Annotated in this window: 18 protein-coding genes; 6 read left to right on the top strand and 12 right to left on the bottom strand. The window is 68.8% G+C overall.

Going from position 1 to position 16,990, the window contains the following annotated elements; genetic code table 11:
- Positions 1 to 198 precede the first annotated feature (198 nt).
- Both K7C20_RS19620 and K7C20_RS19615 read right to left on the bottom strand, forming a co-directional pair.
- On the bottom strand, positions 199 to 825 hold the full coding sequence (locus K7C20_RS19620; protein ID WP_030075935.1) for a TetR/AcrR family transcriptional regulator: 627 nt from the start codon (positions 823 to 825) through the stop codon (positions 199 to 201).
- Positions 826 to 1,092: 267 nt separating this feature from the next.
- Positions 1,093 to 2,061 (bottom strand): helix-turn-helix domain-containing protein, encoded by a 969-nt coding sequence (locus tag K7C20_RS19615; RefSeq protein ID WP_030075933.1) that lies wholly within the window; start codon positions 2,059 to 2,061, stop codon positions 1,093 to 1,095.
- Between the two features lie 102 nt (positions 2,062 to 2,163).
- Here K7C20_RS19615 and K7C20_RS19610 point away from each other — a divergent pair, with 102 nt between their 5' ends.
- Positions 2,164 to 2,505, top strand: a complete 342-nt coding sequence (locus K7C20_RS19610; RefSeq protein WP_030075931.1) for a cupin domain-containing protein — start codon at positions 2,164 to 2,166, stop codon at positions 2,503 to 2,505.
- An 81-nt stretch (positions 2,506 to 2,586) separates the two neighbouring features.
- Here the strand turns inward: K7C20_RS19610 and K7C20_RS19605 are convergent, their stop codons facing one another.
- The 9 genes from K7C20_RS19605 to K7C20_RS19565 form a co-directional block, all read right to left on the bottom strand.
- Positions 2,587 to 2,754 (bottom strand): hypothetical protein, encoded by a 168-nt coding sequence (locus K7C20_RS19605; RefSeq protein ID WP_160328784.1) that lies wholly within the window; start codon positions 2,752 to 2,754, stop codon positions 2,587 to 2,589.
- Positions 2,751 to 2,981: a hypothetical protein gene (locus tag K7C20_RS19600; protein WP_030075929.1), complete on the bottom strand. Its 231-nt coding sequence runs from the start codon at positions 2,979 to 2,981 to the stop codon at positions 2,751 to 2,753. The genes K7C20_RS19605 and K7C20_RS19600 overlap by 4 nt, the downstream gene beginning before the upstream one ends.
- Before the next feature lie 213 nt (positions 2,982 to 3,194).
- The gene (locus tag K7C20_RS19595; RefSeq protein ID WP_030075928.1) at positions 3,195 to 3,812 is read right to left on the bottom strand and encodes a hypothetical protein; all 618 of its coding nucleotides are present in this window, start codon (positions 3,810 to 3,812) and stop codon (positions 3,195 to 3,197) included.
- Between the two features lie 161 nt (positions 3,813 to 3,973).
- Positions 3,974 to 4,633: a hypothetical protein gene (locus K7C20_RS19590; RefSeq protein WP_048828669.1), complete on the bottom strand. Its 660-nt coding sequence runs from the start codon at positions 4,631 to 4,633 to the stop codon at positions 3,974 to 3,976.
- Positions 4,630 to 5,313, bottom strand: a complete 684-nt coding sequence (locus tag K7C20_RS19585; RefSeq protein WP_053210561.1) for a hypothetical protein — start codon at positions 5,311 to 5,313, stop codon at positions 4,630 to 4,632. Before K7C20_RS19585 ends, K7C20_RS19590 begins: the two co-directional genes overlap by 4 nt.
- Complete coding sequence (locus tag K7C20_RS19580; RefSeq protein ID WP_030075922.1) at positions 5,310 to 5,657, bottom strand: hypothetical protein; 348 nt, start codon at positions 5,655 to 5,657, stop codon at positions 5,310 to 5,312. Before K7C20_RS19580 ends, K7C20_RS19585 begins: the two co-directional genes overlap by 4 nt.
- Positions 5,658 to 5,773: 116 nt before the next feature.
- Entirely contained in the window at positions 5,774 to 7,069 is a 1,296-nt protein-coding gene (locus tag K7C20_RS19575) for a putative T7SS-secreted protein (protein WP_030075920.1), read from the bottom strand.
- A 3-nt stretch (positions 7,070 to 7,072) separates the two neighbouring features.
- On the bottom strand, positions 7,073 to 7,384 hold the full coding sequence (locus K7C20_RS19570; protein WP_030075918.1) for a hypothetical protein: 312 nt from the start codon (positions 7,382 to 7,384) through the stop codon (positions 7,073 to 7,075).
- A gap of 48 nt (positions 7,385 to 7,432) precedes the next feature.
- A complete protein-coding gene (locus K7C20_RS19565) occupies positions 7,433 to 12,163 on the bottom strand; it encodes an FtsK/SpoIIIE domain-containing protein (protein WP_053210563.1) in 4,731 nt (1,576 codons plus the stop codon).
- Positions 12,164 to 12,411: 248 nt separating this feature from the next.
- On the opposite strand from K7C20_RS19565, the gene K7C20_RS19560 reads away from it, so the two are divergent.
- Positions 12,412 to 12,699 (top strand): WXG100 family type VII secretion target, encoded by a 288-nt coding sequence (locus tag K7C20_RS19560; RefSeq protein WP_030075914.1) that lies wholly within the window; start codon positions 12,412 to 12,414, stop codon positions 12,697 to 12,699.
- Between the two features lie 572 nt (positions 12,700 to 13,271).
- On the opposite strand, the gene K7C20_RS19555 is transcribed toward K7C20_RS19560, so the two are convergent.
- Positions 13,272 to 13,766 (bottom strand): ATP-binding protein, encoded by a 495-nt coding sequence (locus tag K7C20_RS19555; RefSeq protein ID WP_222892632.1) that lies wholly within the window; start codon positions 13,764 to 13,766, stop codon positions 13,272 to 13,274.
- Positions 13,767 to 14,013: 247 nt separating this feature from the next.
- Here K7C20_RS19555 and K7C20_RS19550 point away from each other — a divergent pair, with 247 nt between their 5' ends.
- From K7C20_RS19550 to K7C20_RS19535, 4 genes are all read left to right on the top strand, one after another.
- Positions 14,014 to 14,868: a hypothetical protein gene (locus tag K7C20_RS19550; protein ID WP_030075908.1), complete on the top strand. Its 855-nt coding sequence runs from the start codon at positions 14,014 to 14,016 to the stop codon at positions 14,866 to 14,868.
- 110 nt (positions 14,869 to 14,978) lie between these two features.
- On the top strand, positions 14,979 to 15,767 hold the full coding sequence (locus K7C20_RS19545) for a YcnI family copper-binding membrane protein (protein ID WP_078952843.1): 789 nt from the start codon (positions 14,979 to 14,981) through the stop codon (positions 15,765 to 15,767).
- Positions 15,768 to 15,854: 87 nt separating this feature from the next.
- Positions 15,855 to 16,499, top strand: coding sequence for an SCO family protein (locus K7C20_RS19540; protein ID WP_030075905.1), 645 nt, complete (start codon positions 15,855 to 15,857; stop codon positions 16,497 to 16,499).
- Entirely contained in the window at positions 16,496 to 16,942 is a 447-nt protein-coding gene (locus K7C20_RS19535; RefSeq protein WP_030075904.1) for a copper chaperone PCu(A)C, read from the top strand. The genes K7C20_RS19540 and K7C20_RS19535 overlap by 4 nt, the downstream gene beginning before the upstream one ends.
- The last annotated feature ends 48 nt before the right edge of the window (positions 16,943 to 16,990 follow it).

Below are 16,990 nucleotides of genomic sequence, written 5' to 3'. Positions count from 1 at the left end.
GGCTGACCGGATGAACGGATACCGGGCTGTCCGGACTGTCCGGCGGACAGGGCCCGTTGGCGCGCGCCCACGTCTCCCGGTGGCATCAGCCGCCGGGAGACGTGCCGTTCACCGGCGCCCCGCTCTTCGGTGCCCCGTTCACCGGTGTGCCGTTCACCGTTGCGCCGTTCACCGGCGTGCCGTTCACCAATGTGCCGTTCACCCCGGCGTGCCGTCCGTCCGCACGTACGCGCCGGCCCGGACCGCCGCCCAGACGGCGGTGGCGGCGGACTCGGCGAGGTCCTGGTCGACGGGACGGCGGGCGATCAGGATCCGGTAGTAGAAGGGCGCGCCGAGCGCCGCCATCACCTTCTCCGGGTCCGTGTCCGCGGGCAGCTCACCGCGGTCGACGGCCCGCTGCACCATCCGGCCGGCCAGCGCCAGCCGTTCGCCGAAGAAGGTCCGCAGCACCGTCGCCGCCTGGGAGTCCCGGGCCGCGGCGGAGACCACCGCCTCGATCAGGCGGCTCATCCGCGCCTCCCCGTAGAAGGCGGTTATCGAGAGGGCCAGCGCCCGCAGGTCCCCGGGCAGGGTGCCGGAGTCCGGCAGCGGCACCTCGGAGCTCAGGTCGGTCAGCAGATCGCACACCAGGCCCTCGGTGCAGCGCCAGCGACGGTAGAGCGTCGCCACATGAATTCCCGAGCGCTGCGCGACCCTCTCCATGGTCAGCCCGGCGAAGCCGACTTCGCCCAACTCCTCGAAGACGGCGGTCAATACGGCTTGCCGGGTGCGGGCGGTCCGCCCACCGGGCCTGGTCTCGCCCGGGGCATGGTGCGCTGTCGTCACGACGGCTCCGTATTGCAGTGCGGGTTCACGCCAAGTATTGTCCAGGAAAGATTAACGCGAGCAACTTCGCGTTAATCATGGTGCGCGCTGGTCTCGCAGGGACAGGGGACGCCGCGGGGGAGGTTCTCTCACCGCGAGACCGCGTTGCGCACCGCCCGCAAAGGGCTATTTCCAGCCAGTTTTCCGACTGCTGATGTTAGCCCGGATTGACACCTCATACGCGGACATCCTCGCGTCTGGCCGCTGTCGCGGGGTTCTCAGGGGCTCTCAGGGGCTCACACAGGGTTCACCGAACGTGCGCCGGTACGTTCCGGGCGTGGCACCGAATGCGGTGCGGAACCGGCGCCGCAGGTTGACGGCCGAGGAGAGTCCGACCCGCGTGGCAATGGCGTCCACCGACAGATCCGTCCGCTCCAACAGAACCCGGGCCGCGTCGAGGCGCTGTCCGAGCAGCCACCGGCCGGGGCTGGTCCCGAGCTGGTCGGCGAACCGGCGCGCGAGAGTGCGCTCCGATACGCCGGCCCGGGCGGCGAGCTGGTCGACCGTCAGGCGGGCGTCGAGCCGGGACACGGCCCACTCCAGCAGGGGCGCCAGCGAGGCGTCCGCCCGGGTGGACGCGTCGGCGTGGTGTGCGGCGTACTGGAGCTGGCTGCCCTCGCGGTGTGGTGGCAGCACCATGCTCCGGGCGACCTGGGCGGCGTACGCCGCCCCGTGGTCGGCACGCACCAGGTGCAGACAGAGGTCGATTCCGGCGCCCGAGCCGGCGCTGGTGGCCACGTCGCCGTGGTCGACGTACAGCACATCGGCGTCCACGCTCACCTTCGGGAAGGCAGCGGCGAGTTGGGCGGTGCGGCGCCAGTGCGTGGTGGCGCGGCGTCCGTCGAGGAGCCCGGCGCGGGCCAGGACGAAGGCGCCCGTACAGATGGCGGCGAGCCGTGCGCCGCGCCCGTGAGCGGCCCGTAGTGCGTCAAGGACGTCCGGCTCGACGGCCGTTCCGGGCGGCTGCCACCCGGGGACGATGACGGTATCCGCCTCCCGGAGGGCCTCCAGGCTGTGCTCGACGAGGAGCGAGTGCCCGACCGTGGTGCGCAGCGGACCGGGGCGACGGGCGCACACCGCGAAGTCGTAGTGGACCGGCAGGTCCGGACGGACGGTGCCGAACACCTCGGCGGCGCAGGCGAGCTCGAAGGGCGACTGCGGCTCGTTGAGCAGAGCCACCACCCGGTGGCGGGTCACGGGCGTGGGGTCATCGTCATGGTCATGGTCATGGCAGGAATGTACCCGAGGATGTCATTTCAGACTCTGCCTCGGCCGGCCTCACGGCGGCACAGTGGCCCCATGAGTGAGAGCACCGACACCCCCATGGGGAAGACCGTCGTCCACGTCGATGACGTGGCACCGCAGGAAGTCGTCCCCGGGATCGTGCGCCGCAGGCTTCCGGGGACGCCGTACGCCCGGGGATGGCTCATCGACTTCGCCCCGGGGACGGAATGGCCCGAGGTCGATGTGCATGCGGCCGAGGAGCGGTACTTCGTGGTGAGCGGGGAGGTGATCGACGGTGGGGAGCGCCACGGCCCCGGCTCGTACGTGGTCTTCGCACCGGGCAGCCGGCACCGGCCGCGCAGCGAGACGGGTGCGCGGATGCTCGGCATCACGGTGCTGAACGAGCGTCACCGGTAGGCGTCCGGCGTGGGGTCCGGCCCCGGGGCGGGGCGGCTCATACTGAAGCTCCATCGTGCGCGTGCTCGCAGCGTTGGATATTCAACGCCGGTCGTGGCCCCACGACTTCGCGGATACACCGCGTTTGCTCCGCGCGGTGCCGTCGCGCAGCGGGATGCGGACACAGCCGGGCGGCAGGATGAGCTTGTACCCGTGGGGCGCGGCCTGCTCGACGGCCGGTGGCTGCTGCTCGAGGTCGGACTCGGTCACGCGGCCGCCCGCTTTTTCAGAATGGGGCCGCTGATCGTCTGTTTGAGGTAGGTGCCCCTCGGTGAGTTAAAGGTGAATTCCCGGTACGTGACGAACACGATCAGGAACCCCACAGGTGCAAGCATGAGGGGCCAGAATGTGTAAGCGGGGGTGAGCCAGTCCATGCCGCCGTACTTGCTGCCTAGGTCCTGAAAGGCGGCGCAGAGGACCGGAACCACGGCGAACACACCAAGGGTCTTAACGCCCCTGGATTCTTTTCGACTTCGTCCCATATATCCAGCGAACTTTCCGATCAGTCCTGCCAGAAGGAACCAGAGCAGCGGTCGAGCGCGATCACTCGAACCGCAAGCAGGGCCCTGGACCCGCCTTGCCGGATGACATCGCGCTACCGCCTGCATTGCTTTGGCCGAAGTGGCTCACCAGTGGCTCCCCCCTTGCCATCAATCAACGACAATGTCGTTCGGGTGCACCACCTTCAGGCTGTGAGCGAATGCGTCGAACGCGTCAATATTCGCGGACACCCAGCCGAGGTCGTCGCTGACGGTGCGCATGGACAGGTCGATGCCATAAGGCTCGACGCGCCACCCGTAGTTGACCGACATGCCGAGAGCTTCGCCGCCCTTCGGCACGAAGTGGCGGATGGAGCGCAGCCCCCTGCCGAGGTTGTCGGTGGTGAAGTCATCGATGTGCGGATCCTGCGCGGCTCCGGGCTCGTTGCGTTGCACCAGCGCGTCCAGAACCTGCTCCACCGGCCCTTCCGACCGGGCCGCGTAGAAGAAGAACGGCACGAGGTCCCTGCGGAGATCCGGAGCGTACAGGAACATATAGTGCATAGGGATCTTCTGCGGAAACTGTTCGGAGAAGCCCTCAAGCGTGCGTGCCAGTTCCTTCACCTGCGACTTGTCACGAGGACCCTCGTCCTCAAGAGCCCAGCGCAACTCGGCGCTCCTCTTCGCCCACTTCCGCCGCTGCCGGCCAGCGCCCCGCCCCTCAAGGATGGGGACGGGAATCCAGTCTTCCGGGTCTTCGGTGAAGTCGAGTGCGTACGGAATGCTCATACTGCGCTCCAGCGAAAGGTGGCCATGACGTTAATGTTTATCCCTCGTCTTCTTTCCAGCGAAAGCAGCAGGCATCCCTTACTCAAGCCGTTCGACGAAGAAGGGCCCAGGCTTCGGGGTAAAAGCATGGGAACCAGTGGTCCGCATCGGATTCGATCCGATCATGAAGACTTCCAGGTATCCACTTCCTCATCCGGACTGATCCGGATGGTGCGGGCGAATTCGTCGATGTCGTCGAGGGACCGGAGGATCCGGCCGGCGTCGGGATCGGCCAGGATGATCAGGACGTCCGCGGCTTCCGTGCCCTTCTCGAAGCGCCAGGCGTAACGGAGGCCGACGTGGACCTCGTTGCTGTCCTCGTCCTGGTCCTGGTAGTAGCGCAGCACCCGCAAGCCGGCTCCCAGGTGCGGGGAGTCGAAGTCATCGACGATGGGGGGCTCGATGGCGTAGCCCGCATCGGCGTGGGTCAGAGCACGAAGTGCCGTTTCCCGGTCTTCGTCCTCCTCGATCTCCACCAGGTCGACATACGCCGGAAGCGGGATGTCCCTCGGGTGCGGGAGATGGAGGAAGACCTCGAAGTCAGGGAATGCCGCAGGGGCCCTGAGGGCGTACATCAACAAGATGTTGGTCAGCAGGTCGACTTCGCCCGGCTTTGGCTTCTCCGACGCGAAATCCTCCCAGAGGCCTTCGGCGAAGCAGCGTGCCCACGCCTCCGGCGACTGTGCCTCCTCGATGTCCTCAAGGCCGGGTTCCGGCCACATGAGCGGGATACGGATCCAGGGGGACAGTTGCATCGCGTGCTTGACGTTGAGCCAGCTCACTCATAACTCCATCGGAAGGTGCCGACCACCGCGTCGAACAACTCGACCAGCACGCCGGTGAATTCACTGTCGAGGTCGCCGTCGCCCGGTGTGGAGAAGTTGATGCTGATCCAGCGACCGTGACCGTCCGCGACGGGCATCACGTACTCGACCCGGCGGGTCGGCAGGGCGGTCTGCTGTACGGCTTCGGGGGCTGATCGCAGCTTTGCCGGGTCGGGAGCGGATCGGTAGGAGCGGCGGAGGGCGGGCACTCCCGCCACTTTCACCTCGGTCGCCGATCCGTCGGGGCCATCCTCGTTCGCCAGCTGAGCGAGCACTGCCTCCGGCGGCGCCGCACGGTCATGGCCGATCGGCATCTCGGCGACGATGAACGAAGCCATGAGAAAGATCCCCCCGCGCGGGAGCATCGGCAGGTAGAGGTCAAGGCCGCCGTTTCTCCTGGCCGCACGGGCCTGCTTCTCTATCTGGCGGCGCATGTCCAGGCGGAAGCGCATCGCATCGTCCCGGGGGATACCCTCCGGGACTTGCCCCATATGCGAGAAGAGGACCCTCTCCAGTGCTTCCTTTGTGCCGTTGCGCAGGGGGATGCGGACCCAGCCGGGTGGCAGGACGAGCTCGTAGCCACGGGGAGCGGTCCCCTCGACGGCTGGGGGCTGCTGCTCGAGATCGGACGTGCTCACGCGGACGCCCGCTTCTTCAGCTGCCGGTCGCCTACCAGGATCGCCAGAGAGGAGAGCACCGAAATCACCGCCAGCCAGCTGTAGCCGATGGCCCCGATGATGTTCCAGAGCGCGTACATGCCGGCGACGATCTTGATCGTCTGAGAGAAGTTGGAACCCGTGCGCGGGTTACGGATGAGTTCCCGATTCCTGATAAACAGGACCAGCATCAGCACAGGTGCGATCATCAACGACCATGCCGTGTAATCGTAGGTGAGCCAGTCCATGCCGCCGTACTTGCTGCCGAGGTCCTGGAAGGCGAAGCAAAGGATCGGCACCAATGTGCACGCAGCAAGGAACTTCATGGCCCGGGATTCCTCTGGACTTTTCGCCGGGATTGTTGCCACTGTCTTCCACTCCCTAGAAGGCTTTAGATTTCGCCATGTCCGGTTGTCGCCGGTCGCGTCTTACTCAGGGGTGGTCACCAGCGGCTCCCCACTTCACGCGTGAGGACGTCCTTGGCATCGCCATACTGGTCCGAGTAGGGGCCCTTTTCCCCGAGCTTGTCCCCTACGTCCACCGTGGTAGCAGCCCCGTAGTTCAGCTTGAACTTCAGTGCAGCCTTGTCCATCGCATCGGCCGCCTTCACCACGTCGGGATTCCCCCCGAATTCGGCCCGCATCGCCTTGGCGAACTTGCTCGCGCTGGCGACCTCTCCCTCACCGCTCAGCAGGCGGTCCAGTCGGGTCGTCCCGGGCGTTGTCTCCTTCGACCCGATCTGGCGCAGCGCCCGTTGTGCTCGAATCGCTTTCGCGCCGCGGGCCGAGTCAGCCCCGTGCTTCATGACGTTCTTGTTGAGCAGCTTGCGCAGATTCGTGTACCGCTCGAACCGTCCGGCCCTGGTGGTGGCCTTGAGCGTCGTGTGTGCGGCCTTAATGCCCTTCATTGCCACGCTGCCGACCCCCAACGTCGCCAGCGCGAAGACGTCCATGGCAACGTCCGCCCAGTTCCCGTCCCCGGAGAGAGCCAACATCGTGTGCCCGACACCGACGAGCGCGGTGAGACCGATGGTGGCCACCGTGATGAGAGTCGCCAGCCATCCGACCGGCGTGAAGAGGAGGGCAACAACCCCGATGATTGTGGCCGCCCAACTCAGGACTTCAATGACAGATTTGATCGTATCCGCGTTCTCGTGCACCCAGTCCTTGAAGTCCTCCCAGCCGCTGTCCTCAAGGACGTCCGAGATGTCTTCGCCGATGTTGTCGGCGTAGTGCTGGGCGCGGGTGTCGCGCTCGGAGGTGACGTCGTCCAGCTGCTTGTGATACTTCGCCAGGTGACTGTCGGAGTCGGAGTCCTCAGGCTTCTTCTTGTCGCCGTCCTTCTTCGCTTCGGCTTCCTGCTTATTCACCTCGGCAGCGTGTTCCTCGTCGGCCTGCTTTGCGGCCTTGAGGATCCCGTCCGCCCGCTCCTGGAAACCCTCCAGCTCGTGCGCCCACTTGCCGAGGTCACCGACCACGCGTTCGTAGCGGCCCGCCGTCTCGCGGAAGTGCTTCTCCAGGTCGCCGGACTTCTCGCGGATCTTGTCGGCGTACTTTCCCTTCAGCGCATCACCGTCCTCGGCCTTGCGCAGGATGCCGGCCTGGTCGCGGAGGGTCTTGGCGAGGTCCTTCATCTTGGTGACCTCGTGCCGGATATCCTCCGGATCGCCGGGGACCGGGTCCTTCTCCGCCAGGGGGTGCCAGTCGACCGGGCGCCGCCTACCCCTACCTGTTGCCATCGGTTACTTTCCCCCGTTTTTCTCTTTTTTCTCGGTCGCGTTCTTCAGGTCGAGGTCCTGTTTCTGGAAGCTCTTGAGCGCTCCCTCTACCTGCTTCCCCAAGTTCTCGACGTTGTCCTTCAGTTCACGTCGATAGTTGTCCCAGTTCGTGACGAACTCATCCATCTTGCCGGCGATGCTGTCGTGGCCCCAGATATCACGTATGTCGTCGCGGTGGTCGTCGATGTTGCCAAGGACTTTCTTGATCTCCCGGAGATTGCTCTTCGAAGATTCCAGCAGTGTGTAGTCGACAACCAGCCGGTCGTGGCCGCCCATGTGTCCCCTCCCTTTGTGCTTACGTGGTCAACAGGCTCACGTCGCGGCTCAACCCACCGGCACAACCACCGTGAACGCCTCCCCGCTCCCCAGGTGCAGCAGGCCCTTGCCCGGGGTGACCGGGCCGCCCACCGTGCTCCGGCTCAGGCGCACGCCGACCAGTTCGCCGCTCGAGGTGTCCTGCGGGGACAGCAGCAGGCCGCGCTTGGACTTCTTCAGGTCGACCTGCCAACCGCTGAAGCCCGAGCAGACGTCGTCCTCGTCGCCGGCGATGACGATGCCGATGCCGCGGTCGGAGCCCGTCGAGATCAGCTTCTTGAACTCGTCCTCCGCATCGCAGTCCTCCAGCAGTTCGCCGTCGTCGATCAGGACGACGATCGGATGCTCCACGGACGCCGTCGCCACGGCCTCCTGCAGCTCGTCCTCCTCGATGTCGCTGGCCGTGAAGACCGCCAAGACGCCTTCCAGGCCCTTCAGTTCGCGCAGCGGAGAGGGCCGCGGGGCGCAGACCACCAGGCGGGCGCCGCGGCCCACGAACGTACGCGCCAGGTTCATCAGCACCGTCGAGCGGCCCGACTTCGCCGGGCCCGCGATCACGAAGCCCGGCGAGCCGTGCGCCAGGTCAGGGCCGAAGGCCGTCAGGTCGTCGCCGCCGACGCCCACCAGGCCCCACAGCCGCGAGGCGGACGCCGCCTGGTCGATGTGCTGCCACGCCTGGTCGAAGGTGATACGGCTGGGCAGCGAGTCCACCCGGAACGGCCGCAGGGTCCGCGGCACCGCAGCGTCCCGGTGGGCCGCCCCCTCTCCGATGGCCACCAGGGCCGCGTTCTGCCCCTGCCCGGTGGAGTCCTCGCTCAGCAGCGCGAACTGGATCTCCGTACCCGTCTCGTTGCGGAACGCGCGGCCCGGCGGGATCTCGTCCGGCACCTTGCGGCTGTTGATGCCCAGCATCGAGAAGTCGGTACGGTCCGCCAGGCGCAGGCCGATCTTGTCCTCCGTCAGCGAGGAGATCCGACCGGTCAGCAGCTGCCTGTCGCCCGTGATCACCAGGTGGATGCCGACGCTCGCGCCCTCGCGCATCAGGGTCAGCAACTCGTCGGTCAGCTCGCCGTGTCCCAGCTCGCCCAGGGAGGAGACCCAGCCCTCCCAGCGGTCGAGGAGCAGCACGATGTGCGGCAGCCGCTGGTCCGCGGGCGCCCCGGCGCGCTGCTCGCCGATGTCCGCGAAGCCGTACTCCGCAAGGAGCTCCTGCCGCCTGCCCGACTCCGCCGACAGCCGGCGGACCAGGCGGACCGCCCGCTCGCTCTGGTTGCGGCCCACCACCGCGCCGCAGTGCGGCAGCTTGGCGAGAGCGTTCAGCGCGCCGTTGCCGCAGTCGATGCCGTACAGGTGGACGTCGCCGCAGGAGAGGGTGCGGGCCAGGGAGCCCGCGATCGTACGCAGCACCTGGGAGCGGCCGCTGCGCGGCGCACCCGCGATGAGCAGGTGGCCGAAGGTGGCGAAGTCGATCGCGACCGCGCGGCGGGACTGGCTCGACGGCATGTCCTCGATGCCGTACGGCGCCGCGGGCAGCACGCCCAGACCCTGCACCGGCGGCAGGTCCGCGGGCAGCACGGTCTCCGCGAGGGCCGGCAGCCACGGGCTGTGCTGCTGCGGGATCTGCAGGTGCGCGTTGGCCTCCCGGACGGCGTCGACGAGCACCTTCAGGTCGGTGATCTCCTCTTCCTCGCTCTTGGCGGCCGCGGGCTTCGCCAGCGCCGCGCGGCCCAGGCCGGTCCAGTCCAGCTCCCCGGCCCACGGGGCGAGGGCCATCGGGTCCGCGGTGCCGGGGCGGCGGCCGCCGACGCGGCCGGACTGGAAGGGGATGAGGGAGGCTGCGCCGGTGCGCACGTAGGCGCGGCCCGGGTTGTTCTTGGAGATGTTTCCGGCCTCGGGCGAGTCGATGACGTCCGACGACTCGCCGCCGTCGGTGACCCGCAGGGCGATACGGAGGTTGGTGTTGGCCCGGATCTCCGGCGAGACCACGCCGGACGGCCGCTGGGTGGCCAGCATCAGGTGGATGCCGAGGGAGCGGCCGCGCTGGGCGATGTTGACCAGGCCGGTGACGAAGTCCGGCAGGTCGCGGACCATGGACGCGAACTCGTCGATGACCAGCAGCAGCCGGGGCAGCGGCGCCATACCCGGATTACGGCGCACCAGGTCCTGGTAGTCCTCGATGTCCTTCGCCCCGACCTGGGCCAGCATGTGCTCACGGCGGTGCAGCTCGGCGCCGAGCGACTCCAGGGCGCGCTCGACGAGGTGGGCGTCGAGGTCGGTGACCATGCCGACGGTGTGCGGCAGGTGGACGCAGTCCTTGAACGCGCTGCCGCCCTTGTAGTCGATGAGCACGAAGGTCATGTTCTCCGGCGTGTTCGCCACCGCGAGCGCGGCGACGATCGTCTGCAGCAACTCGGACTTGCCGGATCCCGTGGTACCCGCGATGAGGCCGTGCGGCCCGTCCTTGCGGATGTCGATGCCGAACGGCCCGTCGTACGACTCACCGATCACCGCGAGCGTGGACTGCCCGCCGCTCTGCCAGCGGCCGGCCACCGCGCCGGCCGTCGGCGGCTCCATCCCGATGACGTCAAGGAGCCGGCTGGCGTCCGGCAGCGCGCTGTCCGTCGTCTCGCCGCTGATGTCGCGCAGCGGGGCGAGCGCCCGGGCCACCCGGGCGCACCAGGCCGGCGAGACGAAGTCGGGCCGTACGCCCAGGACTTTGTCCTTGCCCTCCTGCTGCACACGCAGCCGCAGCACGGAGGGGTCGACCTGCTCCGCGGCCGCCCGCGAGGCGGGCGAGGGGGCGCCGCTCTGGTTGTCGAGGGAGAGCATCACCGCGGCGGTGTTGGTCAGCGCCGGCGAGGCGGGCGCGGCCGACTTCTTCTGCTTCCCCTTGCGGCGCGACCTGCCGGTCTCGGCCGCCGCCTTCTGCCGCTGCTCCTCCTCGGCGGCCCGCCGCAGCACTTCGAGAGCGTCGCTCGCGCCGCCGCCGGCCTGCCGCTCGTGCGCGGCGTGCCGGGCATTGCGCGGCTCCGCGATCACGATGCCCTTGCACTCGCCCGGCAGGAAGCGCTCCTCGGCGTCCAGGCAGATCGCGTACATCGATACGGCCGGGCCTTCCTTCAGCAGCCGTACGACGCCGGGCATCGAGCGCAGCCGGCGCGAGCCGTCCCAGACGGCGACGATGTCGGGGTCGGAGAAGCCCGCCTGGCCGCGGTTCTCCTGGGCGGCCTTCTGCCTGGCCTCGAGAATCTGGGTGAGTTCGCCGATACGGGCGCCGACGGTCTCGGCGTCGTTCCCGATGAGGACGTTGGCGTCCTGCGCCGTCGGACGGGCATGCGGCAGCCAGCGGACCCAGTCCCAGCCGGCCTGCGCGTGCGCCTCGGTGAGCACGTAGAACTGCACGTCCAGCGGGCTGTGCAGGGCGGCCGCCTGCGCCACCGTCCACCGCGCCAGGCTGCGCGCGGTGTCGTCGGGACCCGCGAAGCCAATCACGCCGAGCCGGCCCAGATGCAGGGCAACGGGGGTGTCGGCGATGTCCCAGGTGACCTGGCGGCGGTGGTCGTCCTGCTCGGGGTCGTCGAGGACGACGGCGGAGGGCAGCCGGCCGGTGCCCACCCGCAGCAGCAGGTGGTCGGCGTCGCTGCGGCGGCGCTCCCAGACACGGGTGCGGGGGCCGGTGGCGTGGGACCAGACGGTGCCGGGGTCCGGGTGGTCGAGGCTGCGGTCGCCGCGCTCCAGGATCAGCGCCTCCTGCGCGTCGCGCTCGATCCGGGCCTTGTGCTCCTCGTACTCCTGGACCTGCTTGGCGTGGGACTTGCGGCCGTGCTTCTTGTCCCAGAAGTAGTTGGCGATCATGATCAGCGGGCTGAAGACCGCGATCAGCAGGTACGCCGTGCGCCCCATCACCAACGCCATGGTGACGGCCATGACGAGCGGGGAGGCCGCCATCAGCCAGGGCAGCGGCCGGGCCTCGTACTCCTTCGGGGGCGCCGGCAGGCGGAACTTGGTGACGCGCTCCGGCGGGCGCAGCCGCGGCGGGCGGTTGTAGTCGTGCCCGGAGCCGTCGTCGGACCACTTCAGGGCCGCGTCCGGGGGCGTGTAATAGGCCACGTCGAGCAGGGTGTTGCCGAGGGCGAGCTGGGAGCCGACGCGCAGCTGCTGCCCTTCGAGCGGCTTGCCGTCGATGCGCACCTCGCCGGGCCGGGGCTCCTCGCCCTCGGGTGCCGCACCCGGCCGGCCGTGCCCGCCCGGCTGCCGGCCCTGCCCCTCGCCGCCCTGCCCGCCGCCGTGCACGGCCAGGCGGAGGTCGTCCGGGGAGACCACGTAGAGCGTCAGCGCACGCTGCGGCACCTCCGGGTCGTTGATCAGCAGTTGGCAGCCCGGACCGCTGCCTATGTCGTACCGGCCGACGCCGAGCCGGAACACGGCGCCGGCGTCGGGCCCGCCGGCCACCCGGACCTCGATGACACCGGGCTGCTCGCCGGGCAGCGAGCCGGAGGGGTCGTCCAGGCTCACCACCGCGCCGTCGCGCAGCGGGGAGGTGGTGACGGTGTGGTGGGGGTCCACGTGGTGGTTGTCGACATAGAGCGCGGGACCTGGCGGCCCGGCCGCGGCCCCGCCCCGCACCCGGGCCGCCAGCTCCCGGGCAACGGCGTCGATACGGGTCTCCGGGTCGGCATCGAGGACGAGGTCTTTGTGCGCGTTCGTATAGGGGTCGACGACAGTCAGCTTCAAACGCACTTAGCTCCTCCTCGAAATGCCTCTCAACGCGGGAAAGGATATCGTCCGGCAAAAACTCGGTCAGGCACCTGTGAAATGCCACAACAATGTCCGGATTTGAGGGCAGTTAATGGCTGCCGCAATTGCGCTTATGTGCACCTGCGAGGGTTAGCAACTAAGGTGCCCAAAGGCGTGCGCCGAACCGGTGCGCGCCACACGTATGCCGGGAGGGGGACCTCGCGGTCGTCAGCGGAGCGAAGGGGAGCGTCATGGCTAAAGACCTCGATGTCACATATGAGGACATGCGGGCCGCCGCGAAGAAGATGAACCGCGAGAAGGAGCGCATCGAGGACAAGCTCCAGGACCTCAAGAGCTACATCGACGGCCTGCTCGAGAACGGCTTCGTCACCCGGCAGGCATCGAAGAAGTTCGGCCATGACTTCGAGGAGTTCAAGCAGGGCATGTCGAAGACCAACGAGGGTCTCGACGGCCTGGCCCAGTACCTGGAGAAGGCTGCGGACTCCTTCGAGAACCTCGACTCGGAGCTCGGCAAGTAAGTCGGCGACTGCCGCGGTTGGACCTGCCTGCGCACAGCGCCGGGGGGTGAGGGGGATGTCGGTCTGGAGCGGCCGATATCCCCCTCACCCCTTTTTTGCTTTCTGCGGCATGGCGCAAGAGGCGTTATGGGCGGCCGGGCCGCCACCCCGATGCTTCACCCGGAATTTCTCCATCTCCGTTACATCTTTTACGGCGCATTCACAGAGTATTCACAGGCGGCAAGTGTCGACGGGCTGGCAGTGTCAGCGGGATCGAAAATGCACCGCCACAGGAGAAGGGAAACGAGCCGGAGGCTCTGCCGCTGTCCTGGTTGAGGGCACTTCTGTCCCCTTCGGCGGCAGTCGTCATGGTCCTGGTGAGGGGGCGCTGGTATTTCCTGATTCTCGCTCCATGGACAAGAAGCACGGCCGTAAGAGGTCGCGCAGAAAGGTCCCATGGGGAGGACCGGAAATGTCAGTGGCGGCAGCGGTGAGACGAATGCGACCGGGCCGTCCCACGGCTCATGTGGGGGCACCCCATCGACCACCGGCAGCACCCGCGGGCAGACGCCGGAGTCATCGCGTCCGACCGGTCACGACGCCAGAGGAAGCGCCGCCCCCTCGCGCCACTTGAGGATCTTGTCGAAGCTGACGACCGCGCCGGGGCGGCCCGTCCGGTTGCGGTAGCGGACGTGGTCGGTGAGGGCCTCGATCAGAAAGAGCCCCCGGCCGTCCTCGGCAAAGGCGGGGGCCTGTGCGGGGGTGGGCACGGGGGCCGGCGGGAGGGCGCGGTCCGCTGCGGTATGGGGTGGGGCGGGGGGCGCGGGACAGTGGCGGAAGCCGGGGCCCGAGTCGGTGACTTCGATACGGCAGGTGTCGCCGTCGATGAAGGCCGTGACGCGGTAGTCCTCGGTGGCGTCGCCGCCGTGCTCCACGGCGTTCGCGCAGGCCTCGGAGAGGGCCACCGCGAGGTCGTAACAGATGTCCGGGTCGACGCCCGCTGTCTCCATCGTGCCCAGGAGCAGACGACGGGCCAGCGGCACGCTCGCGGCCTCACGGCGCAAATGGAGTGACCACCAGATGCTCATCGCTCCAGCCTCCTGGCCGCGGCTCGACATATCGATACCTATTGCCGCGCCGCATGGTCCGTAAGCATGTCCGGGACGTGATACCGCTCATTCGGCGGATGCGAAGAGCGAGCGCATCGGTGTAGGCGAAGCGCCGCCCATGCGCTGCCGCGCGCCCCGTCTGCCTCCCTGGACACCTCGCGGGGCGCCCGCTCGGCGCCGACCTGGCGTAGGCGTCGCGCAGGGGCAGTGGGATGATGGCGCGGCCATGACTCCACCGCCCGCCTCCACAGCGCGCGCAGCCGCCGATCTTCGGCTGTTGAGGGCCGCGGTCTTCACCGCGGTCTGTGTTGCGCTGTCCGCGGGCGGGCACATCGCCGCGTCGTGCACCGCCATCCCCGTGTGGACGCTGGGCGTCGCGGCGGCCGCGGTGTTCGCGGTCGCGGCTCCGATGGCGGGGCGGGAACGCTCGCTGCCGGAGATCGCCACGGGTCTCGCCGTGGGGCAGCTCGCCCTGCACGCGCTGTTCACCTGGGGCCAGCTCCCGATGTCCGCCATGGCGCGAGACGGTGCCGGCGGCACCGGCGGCACCGGCGGGCTTTCGGACCGGGCGGCGATCGCCCTTGCCCGGCATGTGACCTGCGGGCTCGGCAGCGGGCCCGCGGACGGCGCGGAGGCGCGCCGGATTCTCGTTTCGGGCGGCTTCGATACGGCCTCCGGTGCCGGGACGGCCGCACCGGCCGGGACCGGGACGGCCGGTGGCACGGCCGCCACCGACCCCGCGATGGCGCATGCACTGCTGCCGTCGCTGCCCATGGTGCTGGGACATCTGCTCGCCGCGCTCGCCGTCGGCTGGCTGCTGCGGCGGGGCGAGGCGGCCCTGTGGCGGCTGGTGCGGCTGTCGGCTCCGGCGGCGTACGAGATGGCGGTACAGGCACTGGTCGGTGCGGTGCGCGGGGCGCTCGCCCTCATCCGTGCCCTGCTCACGGGCCTGGAAGCAGCGCACGACGATGCGCTGCGCGCCCCCGTTTCGTACGGGGATGACAAACCCGGCCCGAAGAACCTCGCACTCCACCACAGTGTCGTGAGGCGTGGGCCACCCACCCTCGCCCTCGCGGCCTGACGACGCGAAGCACGCTCCCACAGGACGGGTACGGGCTCACGCGCCGTTGTCGCACGCGCGCCACCTGCACCGTCACCAGCACCTCTCTCCTTCCTGTGGAGTGTTTTCCGATGTCGAAGAACTCGAAGATGGCGAAGATGTCGCAGCAGCAGTCGAACGGGTCGTCCGCGCGCCGGCTCGCGCGGCGGCTGCCGCTCGTGGGCGCCGCCGCGGCCGGCAGTGTGCTGCTGCTCGCCGGCCCGGCCTTCGCGCACGTCAGCGTGCAGCCTGCGGGCCCGGCCGCCAAGGGCGGCTATGCGACCGTCAACTTCAAGGTGCCCAACGAGAAGGACGACGCCTCGACGGTGAAGCTCGAGGTCACGCTGCCGACCGACCACCCGCTGGCGTCCGTGATGCCGCAGCCGGTGCCCGGCTGGAAGGTGAACGTCACCAAGACCAAGCTCGCCAAGCCCATCGAGATGCACGGCGAGAAGATCACCGAGGCGCCCTCGAAGATCACCTGGACCGCCGAGGACAAGGGCGTCGAGCCCGGCCAGTTCCAGCAGTTCCCGGTCTCCGTCGGGCAGCTGCCCGAGGACGCCGACGAGGTCGTCTTCAAGGCCCTCCAGACGTACGACAACAAGGACGTCGTGCGCTGGATCGAGCCGACGAAGGAGGGCGCCCCGGAGCCGGAGAACCCGGCGCCGGTCCTCAAGCTCAGCGCGGCCGAGGAGGACGGCCACGGCGCCGCCGGCGCGGCGGACAAGGCCAGCGCCACGGCCGGCATGAAGAACACGGCCGCCGCCGCGGACGCGTCGGGCAGTGACACCACGGCGCGCGTCCTGGGCGCCATCGGCATCGTCGTCGGCATCATCGGGGTCGGCTTCGGCGTGTTCGCCGGCCGGCGCCGCAGCGCCTGATCACCGGCCGGGCCGGCGCCTGAACCGCGTCGGCCCGCCCACCCCTTCCCGCACCAACGGGAACCAAAGACACGGGATTTATCTGCCATGCACAGAAGGACCCTGCTCGCGTCCGCCCTCGCGGCGGCCGCGGCCCTCAGCCTGACCGCCTGCAACAGCGACGAGAGCAAGCCCGCCGCCGACGTCTCCGGCGGCACCGCGGCCAAGCCGATCGTCACGCTCGACAGCCCGATGGAGAAGCCGGACCTCGTCCTGACCGACTCCGACGGCAAGAAGTACGACCTGCTGGAGAAGACCAAGGGCCACCCGACGCTGGTCTACTTCGGCTACACCAACTGCCCGGACGTCTGTCCGCTGACGATGGCCAACATCGCGGTCGCGGTGAAGCAGCTGCCGCCGGCCGAACAGAAGGACCTGCGGGTCGTCTTCGTCACCTCCGACCCGGAGCGTGACACCCCGGCCGCGCTCAAGAAGTGGCTCGCCGGCATCGACAAGGACTTCGTCGGCCTGACCGGCAAGTTCGACACCATCCAGGCCGGCGCGCGCAGCGTGAACATCGGGATCGAGAAGCCGGTCAAGAAGAAGAACGGCGATGTCGTCTCCACCCACGGCGCGCAGGTCCTGCTGAGCTCCCCCAAGGACGACAAGGTCCACTGGATGGGCATGCAGGAGGCGACCTCCGACAACTACACCAAGGCACTTCCGAAGATCGTCAAGGGGCAGAACCCGTGAACCGCCGCACCAAGCTCGCCGCCGCCCTCACCCTGACAGCCGGTCTCACGCTGGCGGGCTGCGGCGGGGACAGCTCCCCGAAGATCGAGGTCACCGGCGCGTACATGCCGCAGCCGGTCACCGAGCAGATGGCCGGCGTGTACCTCACCGTCAAGAACAACGGCGACACCGCCGAGAAGCTCACCGAGGTCACCAGCAACCTGGCCAAGGCCATCACGATCCACAAGACGGTGGGCAGCAAGATGGAGCAGGTCGAGTCCCTGCCTGTCCCGGCGGGCGGCACGCTCCGGCTCAGCCACGGCGGCAACCACCTGATGTTCATGGGGCTGAAGAACAAGCCGGGCAAGGGCGACACCTTCACCGTCACGCTGCACTTCACCGCCGCCGACCCCGTCAGGGTGCAGGTCCCGGTCAAGGCCGCCGACTACCAGCCGAAGCACTAGCCGGATTCCGGAGAAGCACCCGCGGTCCGAAGAAGCCGGCAGCGGCCG

Source organism: Streptomyces decoyicus (assembly GCF_019880305.1).
Lineage (GTDB): Bacteria > Actinomycetota > Actinomycetes > Streptomycetales > Streptomycetaceae > Streptomyces > Streptomyces decoyicus.
This window is presented reverse-complemented; position numbering and strand designations above follow the sequence as displayed.